Source organism: Pseudoxanthomonas wuyuanensis (assembly GCF_900215535.1).
In the GTDB taxonomy this organism is placed as follows: domain Bacteria; phylum Pseudomonadota; class Gammaproteobacteria; order Xanthomonadales; family Xanthomonadaceae; genus Pseudoxanthomonas_A; species Pseudoxanthomonas_A wuyuanensis.
In genome coordinates, this window is record NZ_OCND01000009.1 from 1 (window position 1) to 17,114 (window position 17,114).

At 65.6% G+C, this 17,114-nt stretch carries 15 protein-coding genes and 1 pseudogene; 5 read left to right on the forward strand and 11 right to left on the reverse strand.

Going from position 1 to position 17,114, the window contains the following annotated elements; all coding sequences use genetic code 11:
* Positions 1-188 precede the first annotated feature (188 nt).
* Entirely contained in the window at positions 189-1,829 is a 1,641-nt protein-coding gene (locus CRO39_RS16250) for an electron transfer flavoprotein-ubiquinone oxidoreductase (RefSeq protein ID WP_097123130.1), read from the reverse strand.
* A gap of 82 nt (positions 1,830-1,911) precedes the next feature.
* Between CRO39_RS16250 and CRO39_RS16255 the strand changes: the two genes are divergently transcribed.
* Positions 1,912-2,568, forward strand: coding sequence for an alpha-ketoglutarate-dependent dioxygenase AlkB family protein (locus CRO39_RS16255; protein ID WP_097123131.1), 657 nt, complete (start codon positions 1,912-1,914; stop codon positions 2,566-2,568).
* A 74-nt stretch (positions 2,569-2,642) separates the two neighbouring features.
* On the opposite strand, the gene CRO39_RS16260 is transcribed toward CRO39_RS16255, so the two are convergent.
* From CRO39_RS16260 to CRO39_RS16280, 5 genes are all read right to left on the reverse strand, one after another.
* Positions 2,643-3,284, reverse strand: coding sequence for an ABC-type transport auxiliary lipoprotein family protein (locus tag CRO39_RS16260; protein WP_097123019.1), 642 nt, complete (start codon positions 3,282-3,284; stop codon positions 2,643-2,645).
* Complete coding sequence (locus CRO39_RS16265) at positions 3,281-4,207, reverse strand: MlaD family protein (RefSeq protein ID WP_097123020.1); 927 nt, start codon at positions 4,205-4,207, stop codon at positions 3,281-3,283. Before CRO39_RS16265 ends, CRO39_RS16260 begins: the two co-directional genes overlap by 4 nt.
* A gap of 3 nt (positions 4,208-4,210) precedes the next feature.
* Positions 4,211-5,029, reverse strand: coding sequence for an ABC transporter ATP-binding protein (locus tag CRO39_RS16270; RefSeq protein ID WP_097123021.1), 819 nt, complete (start codon positions 5,027-5,029; stop codon positions 4,211-4,213).
* Positions 5,030-5,193: 164 nt separating this feature from the next.
* On the reverse strand, positions 5,194-6,309 hold the full coding sequence (locus tag CRO39_RS16275; protein WP_097123022.1) for an ABC transporter permease: 1,116 nt from the start codon (positions 6,307-6,309) through the stop codon (positions 5,194-5,196).
* The gene (locus CRO39_RS16280) at positions 6,306-7,202 is read right to left on the reverse strand and encodes a DMT family transporter (protein WP_162125965.1); all 897 of its coding nucleotides are present in this window, start codon (positions 7,200-7,202) and stop codon (positions 6,306-6,308) included. The genes CRO39_RS16275 and CRO39_RS16280 overlap by 4 nt, the downstream gene beginning before the upstream one ends.
* 89 nt (positions 7,203-7,291) lie before the next feature.
* On the opposite strand from CRO39_RS16280, the gene CRO39_RS16285 reads away from it, so the two are divergent.
* Positions 7,292-8,536: a threonine/serine exporter family protein gene (locus tag CRO39_RS16285; protein WP_097123024.1), complete on the forward strand. Its 1,245-nt coding sequence runs from the start codon at positions 7,292-7,294 to the stop codon at positions 8,534-8,536.
* 669 nt (positions 8,537-9,205) lie between these two features.
* Here CRO39_RS16285 and CRO39_RS16290 read toward each other — a convergent pair.
* The 4 genes and pseudogenes from CRO39_RS16290 to CRO39_RS16305 form a co-directional block, all read right to left on the reverse strand.
* Positions 9,206-9,574, reverse strand: a pseudogene (locus CRO39_RS16290) (H-NS histone family protein); the annotation flags it as partial.
* Positions 9,575-9,730: 156 nt separating this feature from the next.
* On the reverse strand, positions 9,731-11,425 hold the full coding sequence (locus tag CRO39_RS16295; protein ID WP_097123026.1) for a proline--tRNA ligase: 1,695 nt from the start codon (positions 11,423-11,425) through the stop codon (positions 9,731-9,733).
* 90 nt (positions 11,426-11,515) lie between these two features.
* Positions 11,516-11,701 carry a DUF4124 domain-containing protein gene (locus CRO39_RS21410; RefSeq protein WP_097123027.1) on the reverse strand — a complete coding sequence of 62 codons (186 nt, stop codon included), beginning with the start codon at positions 11,699-11,701 and terminating at the stop codon, positions 11,516-11,518.
* An 18-nt stretch (positions 11,702-11,719) separates the two neighbouring features.
* Positions 11,720-12,124 carry a DUF4124 domain-containing protein gene (locus tag CRO39_RS16305; protein ID WP_097123028.1) on the reverse strand — a complete coding sequence of 135 codons (405 nt, stop codon included), beginning with the start codon at positions 12,122-12,124 and terminating at the stop codon, positions 11,720-11,722.
* Between the two features lie 98 nt (positions 12,125-12,222).
* On the opposite strand from CRO39_RS16305, the gene pssA reads away from it, so the two are divergent.
* From pssA to rimI, 3 genes are read left to right on the forward strand one after another with little or no spacing between them, the layout of a single operon-like run.
* Positions 12,223-12,999 (forward strand): CDP-diacylglycerol--serine O-phosphatidyltransferase, encoded by a 777-nt coding sequence (pssA, locus tag CRO39_RS16310; protein ID WP_097123029.1) that lies wholly within the window; start codon positions 12,223-12,225, stop codon positions 12,997-12,999.
* A complete protein-coding gene (locus tag CRO39_RS16315) occupies positions 12,996-13,409 on the forward strand; it encodes an alanine acetyltransferase (protein WP_162125964.1) in 414 nt (137 codons plus the stop codon). The genes pssA and CRO39_RS16315 overlap by 4 nt, the downstream gene beginning before the upstream one ends.
* 47 nt (positions 13,410-13,456) lie before the next feature.
* Positions 13,457-13,912 (forward strand): ribosomal protein S18-alanine N-acetyltransferase, encoded by a 456-nt coding sequence (gene rimI / locus CRO39_RS16320; RefSeq protein WP_097123133.1) that lies wholly within the window; start codon positions 13,457-13,459, stop codon positions 13,910-13,912.
* Positions 13,913-14,051: 139 nt separating this feature from the next.
* Here rimI and CRO39_RS16325 read toward each other — a convergent pair whose 3' ends face one another.
* Positions 14,052-17,057 carry a valine--tRNA ligase gene (locus tag CRO39_RS16325; protein ID WP_097123030.1) on the reverse strand — a complete coding sequence of 1,002 codons (3,006 nt, stop codon included), beginning with the start codon at positions 17,055-17,057 and terminating at the stop codon, positions 14,052-14,054.
* Between the last annotated feature and the right edge of the window lie 57 nt (positions 17,058-17,114).

Below are 17,114 nucleotides of genomic sequence, written 5' to 3' on the forward strand. Positions count from 1 at the left end.
CGCCTGGGTTCTGGGAACTGCAGTCCGGAGCACTTCACGCCAGCAGTCGATGCAGATCGCAACCGCTGCCTGAAATCGATACTTCAGGGACGACTATCTGGACGCGCGCCGGGTTAGCGTGTCAGATGTATATATCTAAATCAAAATTCTCTAGAGTCGGCACAACTCCAGCCAATCACAAGGGAATATTATAGATTCTGATAATTCGGCCCCGAACCACCCTCTGGGGTCACCCAGGTGATGATTTCGTAGGGGTCCTTGATGTCGCAGGTCTTGCAGTGGACGCAGTTGGCGGCGTTTATCTGCAGGCGTTTGTGGCGGCTGCCATCGGCGGCGGTGTCTTCGACGATTTCGTAGACGCCGGCGGGGCAGAAGCGGGTGCAGGGGTTGCCGTATTCCTCGGTGCAGCGGGTGACGCAGATCGAGGTGTCGGCGACCTTCAGGTGGACCGGCTGGTCCTCGTCGTGTTCGGTGGCAGCGTAGTAGACGCCCTGCAGGCGATCGCGCGGGGCCAGGCTGCGGTCGACATAGTCGCGCTTGGGGCGTTCGTGCTGGCCCAGCTTGTCCAGCGACGACCAGTCGGGGGTGACCTTCAGGGTCCACGGCGACAAGCCGCCGGTGGCGGTTTCCCAGGCGCCGTTGAGCAGGCCGAACCACAGGCCTTTCTTGAACCCGGGCTTGATGTTGCGGACCTTTTTCAGCTCGGCCATGGCGTCGGAAGCGCGCAGTTTGGCGTCGAAGCCGGCCGGCGCCAGCGCATTGGCGGCCAGATGATCGGCGGCCAGCATGCCGCTGCGGATGGCCTGGTGGGTGCCTTTGATCTTGGGCACGTTGAGCAGGCCGGCGGTGTCGCCGATCAGCAAGGCGCCGGGCATCTCGACTTTGGGCAGCGACTGCCAGCCGCCGGTGACGATGGCGCGGGCGCCGGCGGAAAGGATGTTGCCGCCTTCCAGCAGCGGGGCGATCAGCGGATGGTTCTTCCATTGCTGGAAGGCTTCCCACGGTTTGTAGTCCGGGTCCTGATAATCCAGGCCGCTGACATAGCCCAGCGCGATCTGGTTGTTGTCCAGGTGATACAGGAAGCTGCCGCCGTAGATCCTGTTGTCGGCTGGCCAGCCCAGCGTATGCACGATCTTGCCCGGCGATACGCGCCCTTCCGGCACCTGCCACAGTTCCTTGATGCCGATCGAATAGGCCTGCGGGTCGCTGTCCCTGTCCAGCTCGAAGCGCTTGACCAGCCGTTTGGTCAGGTGGCCGCGCGCGCCTTCGGCCAGCACGGTGACCTTGGCGCGGATGTCGATGCCGGCGGTGTAGCCGGGCTTGTGCGAACCATCCTTGGCCACGCCCATGTCACCGATGCGCACGCCGATGACGGTGCCGTCATCGCTGTGCAGGGTTTCGGCGGCGGCGAAGCCGGGATAGATTTCGACGCCCAGCGCTTCGGCCTGCGGCGCCAGCCAGGCGCACATCGCCCCCAGGCTGACGATGAAGTTGCCGTGATTGCGCATGCCGGGCGGCACGATGGGGAACTTGCGTCCGCCGGTCTTGTTGAAGAACCAGAATTCGTCTTCGCGGGCCGGCACGCAGATCGGCGGCGGCGCATCGCGCCAGCCCGGCAACAGCGCGTCCAGCGGGCCGGGTTCGATCACCGCACCGGACAGGATGTGCGCGCCGATGGTGCTGGCCTTTTCGATGACGCAGACCGAAATCTCCGGGTTGAGCTGTTTGAGCCGGATCGCGAATGCCAACCCGGCCGGACCGGCGCCGACGGTGACCACGTCGTACTCCATGACGTCCCGTTCGACAGGGGCTTGCGGGGCATCGGTCATTGCGGGTTCCTTGGCTTGGCTCATGGCTGCGGACATTTTCGGCGTTTGCGTGATGCGGGGCAAATCCGCGAGCATGGCACCGATGACCTTGTCGCCGCCCACCATACTGAATCGACCAGTCACGAACGGTGAGTCGCTGGCGCTACCCGGCGCAGACGTGCGATTGCGGCCGGGATGGCTGGACGCGAACAGCGCAGATGCCTTGCTGGGCGTGCTGTTGGACGGCTTGCCGTGGGAAGTGCATCGCATCCGCCTGTTCGGCCGCCAGGTCGATTCACCGCGACTGAGTTGCTGGATTGGCGATGCGGACGCTGTCTACCGGTATTCCGGAACCCGTTTCGAGCCGCATCCCTGGTCGGCAGCGCTGGCGGAATTGCGCGAGCGGCTGCAGGCCGAGACCGGAGCGCGTTTCAACAGCGTATTGGCCAACCGCTACCGCGACGGCCGCGATGCGATGGGTTGGCACAGCGACGATGAACCCGAACTGGGACCGCAGCCGCTGATTGCATCGATTAGCCTGGGCGCCGAGCGGCGTTTCCTGCTCAAGCACCGGCGCGAAGCGGGATATCGCGCCGGATTGCCGCTACCTCATGGCAGTCTGTTGCTGATGGCCGGCGATACCCAGCGCAACTACCGGCATGCGCTGCCGCGGACAGCGAAACCGGTTGGCGAACGGATCAACCTGACATTTCGCTGGATTGCGCCAGGGCACCATAAAAGCGGCGCTCGAATGGCTTGAGCGCCATTCTTTCCACTGCCTGGCAATGCGGAAGGGAAGATTGATTCGGTCGAGTTCGGCGCACCCGTTCCGAATCAATGGCGCGGCGGTACCGCCGCTGGAACGGCCTGCGACTGCCCGTTGGACAGTACCCAGCCGGCGATTTCCCGGCTCAGGTTCGACAATGCGTCCTCGAACGCATTGACTACCTGCGCGGTGCCGGTGCCGGATGCGGTCTGGCGTTGCAGGAAGGTCCTCGCCACCACTACGCGCTGGTCGCGGTTGTGGACCAGCTTGGCGCTGACCTCGACCACTGCCGACGGTATGTTCTGGCCTGCGTAATCGGACTCGAAGCGGCGGATGTCCATCACCAGTTTGTAGTCGGCGCGGATGCCGGCATCCGCATCGGCGACCGCGCGGATGCGGCCGGAGTCCTCCAGCGTGCGCAACACCGCGTCCTGGACGATATCGGTGGCCGGTTGCGCCCAGGTCACGCCGCGATAGACCTGCATTTCGCCGGGCACAGGGCGGACGTTGATGCGCGGGCTGTCGACCAGGCGCGCGGCGCTGGGCTTGGCGATTACCAGCGACCAGTCGACGCTGGGCCAGGCAGGGTCGGCTTCGACGCGTATTTCAGGCGAATAGATGGTGACCGGATCGCGCTGGCCGCTGCCCAGGATCGAGCAGCCGGCAAGCGTCAGCAACGAAAGCAGCAGCAGGCATTTCAACGCATTCATTTGGGTTCGAACTCCTTGGGTGCATCGCGGCCGAGCAGATAGCGCGCGGGATTGCCCTCCAACCGGTCGCTGACCCGGCGCAGGTCGCGGACCAGTCCGCGCAGCTCGGTCAGCGTGGGCGCCAGCTGGGCCAGGCCGTCGTTGGCGAAGCTGTTGATGGCCGCGCGGTTCTCGCCGAGGATGGCGTCGGCATTGTCGGCGGCCGAATCCAGCTTCGCCAGCGTAGCGTCGAGCTTGTTGAGGATGGCCGGCAGTTCGCGGACCAAGTTCTGATCCAGCCGCTCGATGGTGCCGTTGGTGGTGGTCAGCGTGCGGTCCAGGTTCTGCGCGGCGTCGCGTGCGCTGACCAGCAACGACTGCAGGCCTTCGTCGCGATTGGCCAGCGAAGCGCTGATGGTTTCCAGGTTTTCCAGCGTGCCGGCGATGCTGGCGACGTTCTTGTCGCTGAGCACCTGATCCAGCCGTTCGACGATGCGGTTGGCGGTATCGGTGATGTTCTGTAATGCCGAAGGCGCGGTCTGGATGATCGGCGCATCGCGCTTGTCCACCGAGGTCAGCGCCGGCGCCTGCGGGGTGCCGCCGCTGAGCTGGATGATGGTGGGGCCGGTCAGGCTGGTGATCGCCAGCTTGGCGCGGGTATCGGTCTTGACCGGCGTGCGCGATTCCAGCCGGAGACGGGCGATGACCTGGCGCGGATCGTTCGGCGCCAGCGTCAGCTTGGTGATCGAACCCACCGAAATGCCGTTGTACTGGACCGGGCTGCCGACCGACAAGCCGGTCACGGCCTCGCGGAAGACCACCTGGTACTCCTGCCAGGTGCGCTCGGACGAATACTTGGCTGCCCACAGGCCGAACATCAGCAGGGACGCGATGATGATGATGGTGAAAGCGCCGATGAGGACGTAATTGGCTTTGGTTTCCATGGCTCAGACCGCCGTTTGTGGGGTGCGCTGCTGATAGCCCTGCCGGCCATCGCGCGCAGCGCGCGCGCGCGGACCGTGGAAGTATTCCTGCACCCAAGGGTGATCGAACTGCTCGACCTCCTGCAACGGCGCAGTGGCGATCACCTTGCGGTCGGCCAGCACCGCCACGCGGTCGCAGATAGCGTACAAGGTGTCCAGGTCGTGGGTGATCAGAAAAACGGTCAGGCCCAGCGCTTCCTGCAAGGTCTTGATCAACCGGTCGAAGGCGGCTGCGCCTATCGGGTCCAGCCCGGCGGTGGGTTCGTCGAGGAACAGCAGCGGCGGATCCAGCGCCAGCGCCCGCGCCAGTCCCGCGCGTTTGCGCATGCCGCCGGACAACTGCGAAGGCAGCTTGTTGATGGCATCGGCCGGCAGGCCCGCCAGCTTGACCTTCAGCAGCGCCAGTTCGTAGCGCCAGCTGTCGGGGAGTTCGGGATGGTGCTCCTTCAGCGGTACCTGCACGTTCTCGCCGACGGTCAGCGACGAGAACAGCGCGCCATCCTGGAACAGCACGCCGGTATTGCGTTCGATGTGCTGGCGCGCCCGGGCGCTGTCCGAGCGCGCGTCCATTCCCAGCACCGAAATCTGCCCGGCGTTGGGAATGCGCAGGCCCAGGATGGAACGCATCAGCACCGATTTGCCGGTACCCGAGCCCCCGACCACGCCGAGGATTTCGCCGCGCCGGACGTCCAGGTCCAGATCTTCGTGCACGGTCTGCTCACCGAAGCGATTGACCAGGCCGCGGATGGAGATGACGGCGCCGTCGTCTGCTTCGGAAATCATTCGGGCGCCGCCTTGCCGCCGCGCCGGTGGCGGTGCGGGCAAACGGCCAAGCCGGCCGCTGTGCGGCCTGCCAATGGCGAAACGGGGCCAAGCGCCGGCGAAGCTTGCATTTCCGTTTCGCAGCCCGCGCAGCGGGCGAATTTGCTGTTCACCATTCCCTGCTCCTACCAATCCATATGCATGAACCACAGCGCGGCCAACGCGTCGATGACGATCACCAGCGAGATGGTCTGCACCACGCTGGAGGTGGTGCGTTCGCCCACCGATTGCGCGGTGCCTTGCACCTGCAGGCCTTCCAGGCAGCCGATCAGGCCAATCACCAGCGCAAAGATCGGCGCCTTGGACAGGCCGACCAGGAAATGCCGTATTTCGATGGTCTCGTGCATGCGCGAGATGTACATCTGCGGCGGTATGCCCAGATCGAAGGCGCCAACGGTGACGCCGCCGGCCAGGCCGGCCATCATCGCAATGAAGGTCAGCAGCGGCAGCATCAGCAGCAGGGCCAGCAGGCGCGGAATGACCAGCAGATCGATCGGGTCCAGGCCCAGCGTGCGGATCGCGTCGATCTCCTCGCGGCTTTTCATCGTGCCGATCTGCGCGGTGAAGGCGCTGGCGGTACGGCCGGCCAGCACGATGGCGGTCAGCAGCACGGCGAACTCGCGCAGGAACGCGATGCTGACCAGCTCCACCACGTAGATTTCGGCGCCGAAGTCGCGCAGGACCGTGGACCCCAGAAAGGCGATGACGGTGCCGACCAGGTAGGACAGCAGGATCACCAGCGGCACCGCGTCCAGGCCCACCTGCTCCATGTGCGACACGGTGGCGGTCATGCGGAAGCGGCGCGGCTCGCGCACCATCCGCAGCAGCTTGACGATGTTTTCGCCGGTGAAACTGAGCAGGGCGACGACCTCCTTGCCGTTTTCCTCCATTCGGAACCCCAGCCGCGCCAGCGCGGCCAGGAAACCGTAATCGCGCTTGCGCGGCGGACGGTCGTCGGCCACGTCCTCGATGGTGCAGACCAGGGCGCGGTGGTCCTGGCGGAAATCGATGTCGTCCAGCGACAAGCCGCGCCGGCTGGCAAAGCGCAACAACTGCAGCACCCCGGCCGAATCGATGCGGTCGATGCCGGTGGCGTCGATGACCCGGGCGCTATCGGGAATTTCGCGTAGACGCTCGGCGACCTGCAGCGCGTCGTTGAGCGTCCACTGGCCCGCCAGCCGCACCCGTGTGGGGTCGGCCTGGTCGAGCTGGAATTGCGGGCGGAGGGCGTGATCGGTCATGGCGTCGCTCGACCAAGGAGCATACAGGCAATGCCGCTGAACGTGAGCAGCACACCGAAAAAGGCCCGCCGGCCCAGGGGCTCGCGCAGCCACAGCGCAGCCAGGACGACCAGGAACACCGAAGCGCTTTCATTGAGGATGGCCGCGACCGAGGCAGAGGTGTACTTGTAGCCGCCCAGCCACAGCACCATCGACAGGCCCTGGCCGACCAGCGCCGCGACGACCAGCCGTCCCCACGGCACCCGGTGGCGATCGAAGGCGACCCGGTGGCGCATTGCCGGCAACGCCGCCAGCAGCGCCAGGCCGCCCACCGCCCCGCCCAGGCGCAGCGCGGTAATCCACAGCAGCGGCTGGGTTTCCAGTATCCGCTTGACCATCACAATCGCCACCGCCATCAGGGCGATGGCCAGCATGCCGAACAGCACGCCGCGCAAGGTATGCGCCGGCTGGGTCTTCCATTCCCGGCGCGGCTTGCTGACCAGCAGCACGCCCATTCCGACCAGGCCGAATCCCAGCCACTGCTGCAGGCCCAGCCGTTCGTCCAGAAACAGAAAGCCCAGCACCAATACCAGCGGGCTGTAGAGATTGCCGATGATGCCCATGCGGCCGGCACCCAGTTCGTTGAGCGCGCGGAAATACAGGGTATCGGCCACGGCGATGCCGATGACGCCGCTCAGCAGCACCCAGGCCAGCTCGCTGGCGCTCAGCTGCGGCCACGGACCGGCCGAAAACAACATCGCCAATGGCACCAGGACCAGCAGCACCAGGCCATTCTTGAGCAGGTTCAACGCCAACGGCGGAAGGGTGGCGCCAAGCTGGCGGGCCAGGATCATGCCCACCGCCCAGGTTGCCGCGCTGCCCAGCGCAAGCGCTTCGCCGATTCCTGCCGTCATCATTTCCCCGCGCCGCATTCCCGACGGAGCATGGTAGCGAGTCGAACCGGACGCAGCGATCCGGGACCGACTCGGGCGATACTGTTGCGATGACCGACACCGCCATCAATGCCACCTACGCCCAGCGCATCGCCTTTGTCTGCGAGATGGCCAGCCGCCTGCACACCTACGGCACCACCGCGCAGCGGCTGGAAGGGGCGCTGGTCGCGTTGGCGCAGCAGTTGGGGCTGGATTGCGAACCCTGGTCCAACCCCACCGGCGTGATCCTCAGCTTCAGCGACCCGACCCGGCCGCTGGGCGCCAGCGATACCACCCGGGTGATCCGGTTGGCGCCGGGCGAGAACGATCTGCACAAGCTCAGCGAGGCCGACCGCATTGCCGAGGCGGTGGCGGCGGGCCGGATGAGCATCGCGCAAGGGCACACCGCCCTACGCAGGCTGGATCGCGCGCCAAGCCGGCGCTGGCAGGCCATGCAGGTGTTCGCCTCGGGCCTGGCTTCGGCGGCGGTGGCGGGGCTGTGGCGGTTGCCGTGGCTGGACATCGCCACGGCGGGATTGATCGGCCTGCTGATTGGGCTGCTGGCGCTGCTGATCAACCGCAAGCCGAAGATGAAGGAAGCCAGCGATGCGATCTCCGCGTTCGTCGCCGGTTCGGTGGCGATCCTGGTGGCCAACTTCATTGCCCCGTTGAATCTCAACACCGTCATCATCGCTTCGCTGATCGTGTTGCTGCCGGGCATGACGCTGACCAACGCGGTCAACGAACTGACCAGCCAGCATCTGGTGTCGGGTACCGCGCGCTTCGCCGGTGCGATGGCGACCATCCTCAAACTGACCGTCGGCAGCCTGATCGCGGTGACGCTGGCGCAGTTGCTGGGGCTGTACCCGGAAGTGCGCGCGTTGCGGCCGCAGCCGGACTGGGTGGAGTGGGGCGCGCTGGTGCTGGCGGCCTATGCGTTTGCGGTGCTGTTTCGCGCGCATCGGCGCGATTATCCGTGGGTAATGGCGGCGGCCATCACCGGTTATCTGATTTCGCGTTTTGCCGGGCTGGCCTGGGGCAGCCCGGTCGGCATTTTCCTGTCGGCGCTGGTGCTGACCGCCTGCGGCAATGCGTTCGCGCGCTGGGCCAATCGGCCTGGTGCCTTGATCCGGGTTCCGGGCATCATCATGCTGGTGCCCGGCAGCGCCAGCCTGCGCGGATTGATGACGCTGGTGCAGCAGCAGGATGTCGGCGTGGGGCAGTCGGCGTTGCTGGGTGTGACCAATATCGTCATGGCGCTGATTGCCGGCCTGCTGTTCGGCAATCTGCTGATATCGGCACGCAAGAATTTGTAAGAAGTGGGATGCCGCAAAAAAGATTCTTCTCCTGTTCCCGGGGATGTCGGCTTCGGCAGGCTCGGCTTCGGTAGGAGCCGCCGCCCGTCAGGCTGGGGGTGCTCCGCCCTCCTGACGACGTCGTGTCTTTACGTCGGGCCGCAGTCTCGTTCCGCTTCGCGGCCCGAACCGGCCCGGCGCAGCGCGCCGGGCGTTCGCCAAGGCGCGCGGCAGTGCCGCGCCAACCGCCTTGACTCACCCCTGGCCTGCTCTCCGCACCCCCAGCCCGCCGGCCGTCGTCTTTCGTGAGATGGCAGGTCGCGACTTCGGACGGCCTTTCTTCGAGCGCCGACCAGGTGTCCAGAAGCCGGTGGCCAGGGGCAGTGCGGGACCGTCCGCGGCATGGATGCCGCGGAAGAGCCTGCATGGGTGAGGCAAGCGTTTGCGAAGCACCGCTTCGCGCGCCGCCGAACGCCCGCCATCTGCGATGGCGGGCCGGGCCCGCGCAGCGGGCATTTACGGCGTGTCCGGCACTGCCCCTGGCTACCGGATTCCACATAGATGTTCCCCGCACTTGGGAGAAGAACCAAAAAAGCGACGGGCGGCCCGTTGCCAGGCCGCCCGCTGCGATGATTCAAGCGATTATCCGGTAGCAATGAGATTTCCAGGCTACCGGCGGGCTTACTTGCCTTTCTTGATCAGGAAATCTTCCGGCTTCTTGCCCTTGGCGGTCAGCGCGGCCATCCAGCGCGGCTGCTTGCCGCGGCCGGTCCAGGTTTCCTTGGGATTGGCCGGGTTGCGGTACTTGGGCGCGACTTTGCCGAGTTTGCGGCCTGCCCGCGAACCCGGCTTGGCCACAGCCTTGCGGCCGCGTCCGGAACCGTTGCTGGCGCCGAACAGTTCCTCGAGCGTATAACCCTCGGCCTTTGCGAACTTGGTGATCTTGCTGCGGATGGTCGCAATGGGCGTGCGCTTGGCGAGTTTGTTCTGTTGCTGTTTCGCCTGGGTAATCAGCGTGCTGAGCTCTTTGGCGGAAAGGCCACGCAAGTCAATCGACATCAATCTCTCCAAATCGGAAGGGATGGAACCTGTTCAACACCGAACGTGTTCGACTCAGGAACGTGATGATAGTCGACGAAAATAAAACCGTCACAGGACAATGGCCATTAATGCGGGAAAACGTGAGGTTACTCACGCTTCTCCGCATTATCCGGTTCAGCCCGCCAGACGCGCCAACAATTGCTCGCGGCTCAGATTCTCCGCATTTTCTGCCCGGCGCGCGCGATATTCGAATGCGCCTGCGGCCAGCCCGCGCTCGGAGACCACGATGCGGTGGGGAATGCCGATCAATTCGATATCGGCAAACATCGGGCCCGGACGCAATCCGCGATCGTCCATTACCGCGTCGATGCCGGCGGCCTGCAGCTCGTCGAACAACTGCTGCGCGGCGTCGTTGACGGCGGCATCGCCCTTGGGGTTGATCGTGCAGATCGCCACCGTCCACGGCGCCATCGGTTCGGGCCAGATAATGCCGTTGTCGTCGTGATTCTGTTCGATGGCCGCCGCGACGATGCGCGAGATGCCAATGCCGTAACAGCCCATCGCAGGCACTGCCGCCTTGCCGTTCTCGTCCAGCACGGTGAATTGCATCGATTCGCTGTATTTACGGCCGAGCTGGAACACATGGCCTACCTCGATGCCGCGGACGATGCGGATCTGGCCGCCGTCCTGCGCGCGTTCGCCTTCGACCACATTGCGGATGTCGGCCACCCGATCCGGTTCGGGCAGATCGCGCGCCCAATTGACGCCGGCGATATGAAAACCGCGCTCGTTGGCGCCGACCACAAAATCGGCCATCGCCGCGACATCGCGATCGGCAACCACACGGATGGGCTTTATGGCGTTCAACGGGCCCAGGAAGCCGGGCTCGCTGCCCAGGTATTCGGCGATTTCCGCCTCGCTGGCGAGCCGGTAATCGGCCAGTCCCGGCACCTTGGCCAGCTTGATTTCGTTGACCATATGATCGCCGCGCACCAGCGCCAGCACGAAGCCGTCGTCGGTCATCAGCGCCACCGACTTGACCGTGCGCTGCAGCGCGATGCCCAGCAGCGCGGCAACCTCTTCGCAGGTCTTCTGCGTGGGCGTGGCCACCTTGCGCATGTCTTCGCCGGCCGCCGGGCGCGGGCCGGGTGCGGCCGCCTGTGCGGTTTCGACGTTGGCGGCGTAATCCGAGCCGGTGGAGAAGGCGATGGCGTCTTCGCCGGAATCGGCCAGCACATGGAACTCCTGCGACGCGTCGCCGCCGATGGCGCCGGAATCGGCCTGCACCGCGCGGAAATCCAGGCCAAGACGGCTGAACACGCGGCTGTAGGCGGCGTGCATGTTGCGGTACTCGCGAACCAGATCTTCGTTGGTGATGTGGAAGGAGTACGCATCCTTCATCAGGAACTCGCGCGCGCGCATCACGCCGAAGCGCGGCCGGATTTCATCGCGGAACTTGGTCTGGATCTGGTAGAAATTGACCGGCAGCTGCTTGTAGCTGCTCAGTTCCTGGCGCGCGAAATCGGTGACCGCTTCCTCGGCGGTGGGGCTGTAGCAGTATTCGGCTTCCTTGCGGTCCTTGATCTTCAACAGCTGGTCGCCGAATTTCTCCCAGCGCCCGCTCTCCTGCCACAGCTCGCGCGGCTGGATGGTGGGCATCTGCATTTCGACGGCGCCGGCGCGGTCCATCTCTTCGCGGACGATCGCCTCCACCTTGCGCAGCACCCGCAGGCCCAGCGGCGACCACGTATACAGGCCCGAGGCGAGCTTGCGGATCATGCCGGCGCGCAGCATCAGCCGGTGGCTGACCAGTTCGGCATCGGCCGGGGTTTCCTTGGTGGTGCGGAGGTGGAAGCGCGAAAGACGCATGCGGGAGGATTCGCCAGGTAGAAAACCGCTATTTTGCCAGCGTTGGCGCGCGAATGTGGCGGTGGAGCCAGGTTTGGCGCCCGCGCGTGCCTATCCGGCAGGACTTGAGCCCGCGTGGCCCTGTACGAAGACGGCCGGCGTCGGCTCACGCTCGATGCGCTGGTAGGGACGGTCCGGCGGCGGTTGTTCGGTGATGTGCAGGGCGCCGGCGGCGTTGCGCCAGCGGAGCAGCGAAGGGCGGGCTTCTTTTGCCGGCACCGCCCAGAACGCTCGCATGGCCGGCCGGGTGGCGCATCAGTTGCTGCAGTATGCCTTGACCGCCGCTTCGGCAAGCCCGCGCTGGTTTTCGCGCTGGGCGTTGTCCAGCGCCTGCCCGCTGGTCTTGCCGTCTTCGCCCAGCTGGTGCACCGGGGCGCTGCCCTGCAGTACTTCCAGGTTGCGGCGGGCGGTGGTGCATTGCGGGTTCTCGACCGACTTGCCGGTCGGTTCGGCGGCCTGGACAGGGCCGCCCTGATTGTCGATGCGGCGGTCCTTGTATTGCTCGTTGCCGGGTGGCTTGTCCGAGTAATGGGTGACGCCCTGGGCGTCCTTCCACTGGTAGACCTGGCCGGCGCTGGCCAGCGTGGCGGTGCCGGCGAGAGCAAGGAAGGCGCAGGTGCCCAGCCAGTGACGGGGCCGGGAAGCGGGCAGGTCGCGCATGGCGATATCCGGGGGTAACCAGGGTGGGCTGCGATTGCAGCATCCTGCGGCGGGGCTGGCAAGTCGGGACCGGCACCGGTTGGGCTAAACTGCGACCTATGGACGAAATCAAGCCGCCTCCGCGTTCGCGCGGCATCTACCTGCTGCCCAATCTGTTTACCACTGCGGGCCTGTTTGCCGGCTTTTACGCGATTATCGCCGCGGCCAACGGACAGTTCGTCACTGCCGCGGTGGCGGTATTCATCGCCGGACTGATGGACGGCATCGACGGCCGGGTGGCCCGGCTGACCGGCACCAGCAGCGATTTCGGCGTGCAGTACGACTCGCTGGCCGACCTGGTCAGTTTCGGCCTGGCGCCGGCGTTGGTGATGTACCACTGGTCGCTGTCGGCGCTGAAGTTCGACGGCAGCGTGATGGGTCGGGTCGGCTGGGTGGTGGCGTTTCTGTATGCGGCCTGCGCGGCATTGCGGCTGGCGCGCTTCAACACCCAGGTCGGTACGGTGGACAAGCGCTGGTTCGTCGGTCTGGCCAGCCCGGCGGCAGCCGGTCTGATGATGTCGTTCGTGTGGGCGTTCGCCGATGGCGCGCTGGGCTGGAGCGGCGAGGAACTGCGCTACGTGGCGCTGACGGTGACCCTGGTGGCGGCGTTGCTGATGGTCAGCCGGATCCGTTTCTGGAGCTTCAAGGGCACCGGCGAAGGCGGCGCCAAGGCGGACAAGGTGCCGTTCGTGGTGCTGATTCTGGCAGCGGTGGGCATAGCGGTGTTGTTCATCGATCTGCCGCGGGTGCTGTTTGCGATAGGCGTGCTGTATGCGCTGTCCGGCCCGCTGGGCTGGCTGTGGCAGCGGAGCCGTCGCAGCGAGGCGGTGCGGTGAGCGCGGTTGCGCCGCAGGCGCTGTGGTCGGCGCAGCAGCAGGTCTGGCTGTCGGCACTGGGCCATACCCTGTACCTGCAGGGGGCATTGCCGGAGATGCCGCTCGAGGCGGCCGCACCGGCTCCTCGACCGACCTCTCCCGCACCGGCATCGCGGGCCGCGGCGCCTACGGCGTCGGCAGCATCGACGGCCGTCCGGCAGCCAGCCGCGCCGCGGCGCGGCGGCTCGCGCTTGCCGGATCGGCTGCATTTCGCGTTGATCCGCGCCTCCGGCTGCAATCCCAATGCGCCGGGGGCGGCGGAGCTGTTCGCCAGTTGGCCGCCGTCGTCGCAACTGCGCGGCAATCCTGCGGCCAAGCGGGCATTGTGGCCGCGCCTGCGCGCATTGCGTAAATCATCCGCGCAGACGTGAGCGCGCTGAGTTCCGACGCTGCGCAAACCGCCATCGCGTTGCGGCCGATGCGCGAGTCGGACCTGGACGACGTGATGGCGATCGAGCAACGCGCCTATCCGTTCCCATGGACGCGCGGCATCTTCCGCGATTGCCTGAAGGCGCAATACCCGTCCTGGGTGATGACCGAACACGGTTGCGTGATCGGCTACGGCATCATCAGTCTGGCTGCGGGCGAAGCGCATGTGCTGAACATCTGCACCGCGCCCGAACGCCAGGGCCGCGGGCATGGCCGCCGTCTGCTGCGCGCGCTGGTCGGCATGGCGCGCGATCAGCACGCCGAACGCATCTTCCTGGAAGTGCGCCCGTCCAATCCTCCCGCCATTGCGCTGTACCACAGCGAAGGCTTCAACGAGATCGGCCGGCGCCCGCGCTACTACCCCGCCCGCGACGGACGCGAGGATGCGCTGGTGATGGCGATGGAACTGGTATCCGACGACATCACCCGGATGCCGCCGCTGTAGGGCCGGGCTTGGCCTGCCATTGCGACAGCTGCGCAAACGCTGATTGATGCCGGGTGCGGAAGCGTTTGCATCCGCCGGGCATTGCAACCGTTACGCGATGTCGCTGGCATGAGAGGGCAATGGCGGGCCGGGGCCCGCCCTACAGCTTGCCGCGTTGCTCGCGCAGAGCGGTGAGCTGGGTGTTCCAGTCGGCCAGGCGCGCGCGTTCCTGTTCGACCACAGCCGGCGGCGCGTTCTGCACGAAGGTGGCGTTGCCCAGTTTGCCGTTGCACTTGCCGATCTCGGCTTCCACGCGCTTGATTTCCTTGTCCAGGCGCACACGTTCGGCATCCAGGTCGACCAGGCCTTCCAGCGGCACCAGCAACTGCAGGGCGGGGCCAGGCCCACCGCCAGCGATGACCGCGGTGGCGGAAGCCGGCGCGGTCTCGGCGGCGCCCAGCCAACGAATGCTTTCCAGCTTCAGCAGGAACGACAGCGACGGTGCGAACCGTTCGACGCGCGCACGATCCTTCTCGTCGCCATCCTGCAGCAGCAGGGGCACCGTCCTGGAGGGCGACACATTCAGTTCGCTGCGCACGCGGCGCAGCGCGGACACCATGCTCTTGAGCCATTCCACGTCGGTTTCGGCGCGGGCGTAATCCTGGCCGGTGAAATCGGCGGCGGTCGGATAGGCCTGCAATGAGATGGTCGGAGCGGCAATACCCAGCCGTGGCGCAATCTGCTGCCACAGTTCCTCGGTAACGAAGGGGATCAGCGGGTGCAGCAGGCGCAGCAGCGATTCCAGCACATGCAGCAGGGTGTGGCGCGTGCTGTTGGCGGCAGCCGGGTCGTCGCCGTTGAGCGCCGGCTTGGCCAGTTCGACGAACCAGTCGCAGAACTCGTTCCAGGCGAACTCGTACAGCGACTGCGCCAGCAGATCGAAGCGGTATTGCGCAAAGTGGGCTTCGGCTTCGACGCTGACCTTGGCCAGGCGCGCGAGGATCCACTTTTCGGCGTCGGTGACGGGCAGGTGCTTGCCCGAGTCCCGGGTCCCGGGTCCCGGATCCCGGGCTTCGGTGTTCATCAGCACGAAGCGGGTGGCGTTCCACAGCTTGTTGCAGAAGTTCTTGTAGCCCTCGGCGCGGCCCAGGTCGAACTTGATGTCGCGGCCATGCGTGGCCAGCGCGGCGATGGTGAAGCGCAGCGCATCGGCGCCGTGGGCGATGATGCCGTCGGGGAATTCCTTGCGCGTGGCCTTGGCGATCTTCTCGGCCATCTTCGGCTGCATCAGACCGCTGGTGCGCTTGGCGACCAGGTCCTCCAGCGCAATGCCGTCGATGATGTCCAGCGGGTCCAGCACATTGCCCTTGGACTTTGACATCTTCTGCCCGTCCTTGTCGCGGATCAGGCCGGTGATGTAGACGTCCTTGAACGGGATTTTCCCGGTGAAGTGATCGGTCGCCATGATCATCCGCGCGACCCAGAAGAAGATGATGTCGAAGCCGGTGACCAGCACCGAAGACGGCAGGTAGCGGTCGAAGCCGCGCTCGGCCATCGCCTGCTCATTGGGCCAGCCCAGCGTGCTGAACGGCCACAGCTGGGAGGAGAACCAGGTCTCCAGCACGTCGTTGTCCTGGTGCAGGGCGGGTCTGGACCCGCCGCTCTTTGCGGCCGCCTGTGCGTAGGCTTCCTCCTCGCTGCGCGCGACATAGCAGTTGCCCGCCTCATCGAACCACGCCGGAATCCGGTGCCCCCACCACAGCTGGCGGCTGATGCACCAGTCCTGGATGTTTTCCATCCAGTGGCGGTAGGTGTTGATCCAGTTCGGCGGGACGAACTTCACCGCTCCTGGCTTGCCGTCAACGCCTTCAACCAGTTCCATGCCCCGCTTGGCCAGCGCGTCCATCTTCACGAACCACTGATCGGTCAGGTACGGCTCGATCACCTGGCCGGTGCGGTCGCCCTTGGGCACCTGCAGCTTGTGCGGCTTGGTTTCGACCAGCAGGCCGAGATCTTCCAGATCGGCCAGTACCGCCTTGCGGGCTTCGTAGCGGTCGAGGCCTCGATACTTGGCAGGAATGGATTCGATGACGCTGCCGTCCCGGATGCCCGCGTCGAGGGCCTCCATCGCGCTAGAAGTCACCGATCCATAGCTGGTCGTACCTTCATCGCCGATGATTTTTGCTTCCGGTGTAAAGATGTTGATCAAACCGCCGCTGAGCAGGCCTTTCAGTTCTTCATCCTTATGGCGTGTCCAGACTTCGTAATCGTTGAAATCATGCGCCGGGGTGATTTTCACTACGCCGGTGCCGAAATCGCGCTCGACATAGGTGTCGGCGATGATCGGAATCTCGCGACCGGCCAGCGGCAGCTTGACGGTCTTGCCGATCAGGCGCGCGTAGCGCTCGTCCTCCGGATGCACGGCCACGGCCGCGTCGCCCAGCATCGTTTCTGGCCGCGTAGTCGCCACCACCAGATAATCGCGTATCTCACGCAACACTTCGTTGCCGTCGGCGTCGCGCTCGACGTGTTCATAGGTCAGGTCATCGGCCAGCGGATAGCGGATAGACCACAGGAAACCGTCTTCCTCGACGTTCTCCACTTCCAGGTCGGAGATGGCTGTCTTCAGCACCGGATCCCAGTTGACCAGCCGTTGGCCGCGATAGATCAGGCCTTCCTCGTACAGCCGGACGAAGGCTTCGATCACCGCTTGCGACGGCTGCGGGTCCATCGTGAAGGTGCTGCGCGACCAGTCGCCCGACGCGCCCAGCCGACGCATCTGCCGCTCGATGATGTCGCCGGACTGCGCCTTCCATTCCCAGACCTTGCCGATGAAGCCCTCGCGCCCTAACGAATCGCGGGTTTCACCATTGCCTTCCTGCGCCAGATTGCGGCTGACCACCATTTCGGTGGCGATGCCGGCATGGTCGGAGCCCATCTGCCACAGCGTGTCGTAGCCGCGCATGCGGTGGTAGCGCACCAGCGCGTCCATCAGCGTGTGCTGGAACGCATGGCCCATGTGCAGGGTGCCGGTGACATTCGGCGGCGGCAGCAGGATCGAATACGACTCGCCCTTGCCGGTTGGCTTGAAATGGCCGGCGTTCTCCCACTGCGCATACAGGCGGGATTCGAAGGATTTGGGATCGTAGCTGGGGGCCAGGGACATAGGGCGAGTAGGGAGTGAGTAGGAACGAGAAACGAGAGGGTGCTGCGGATGGACGGA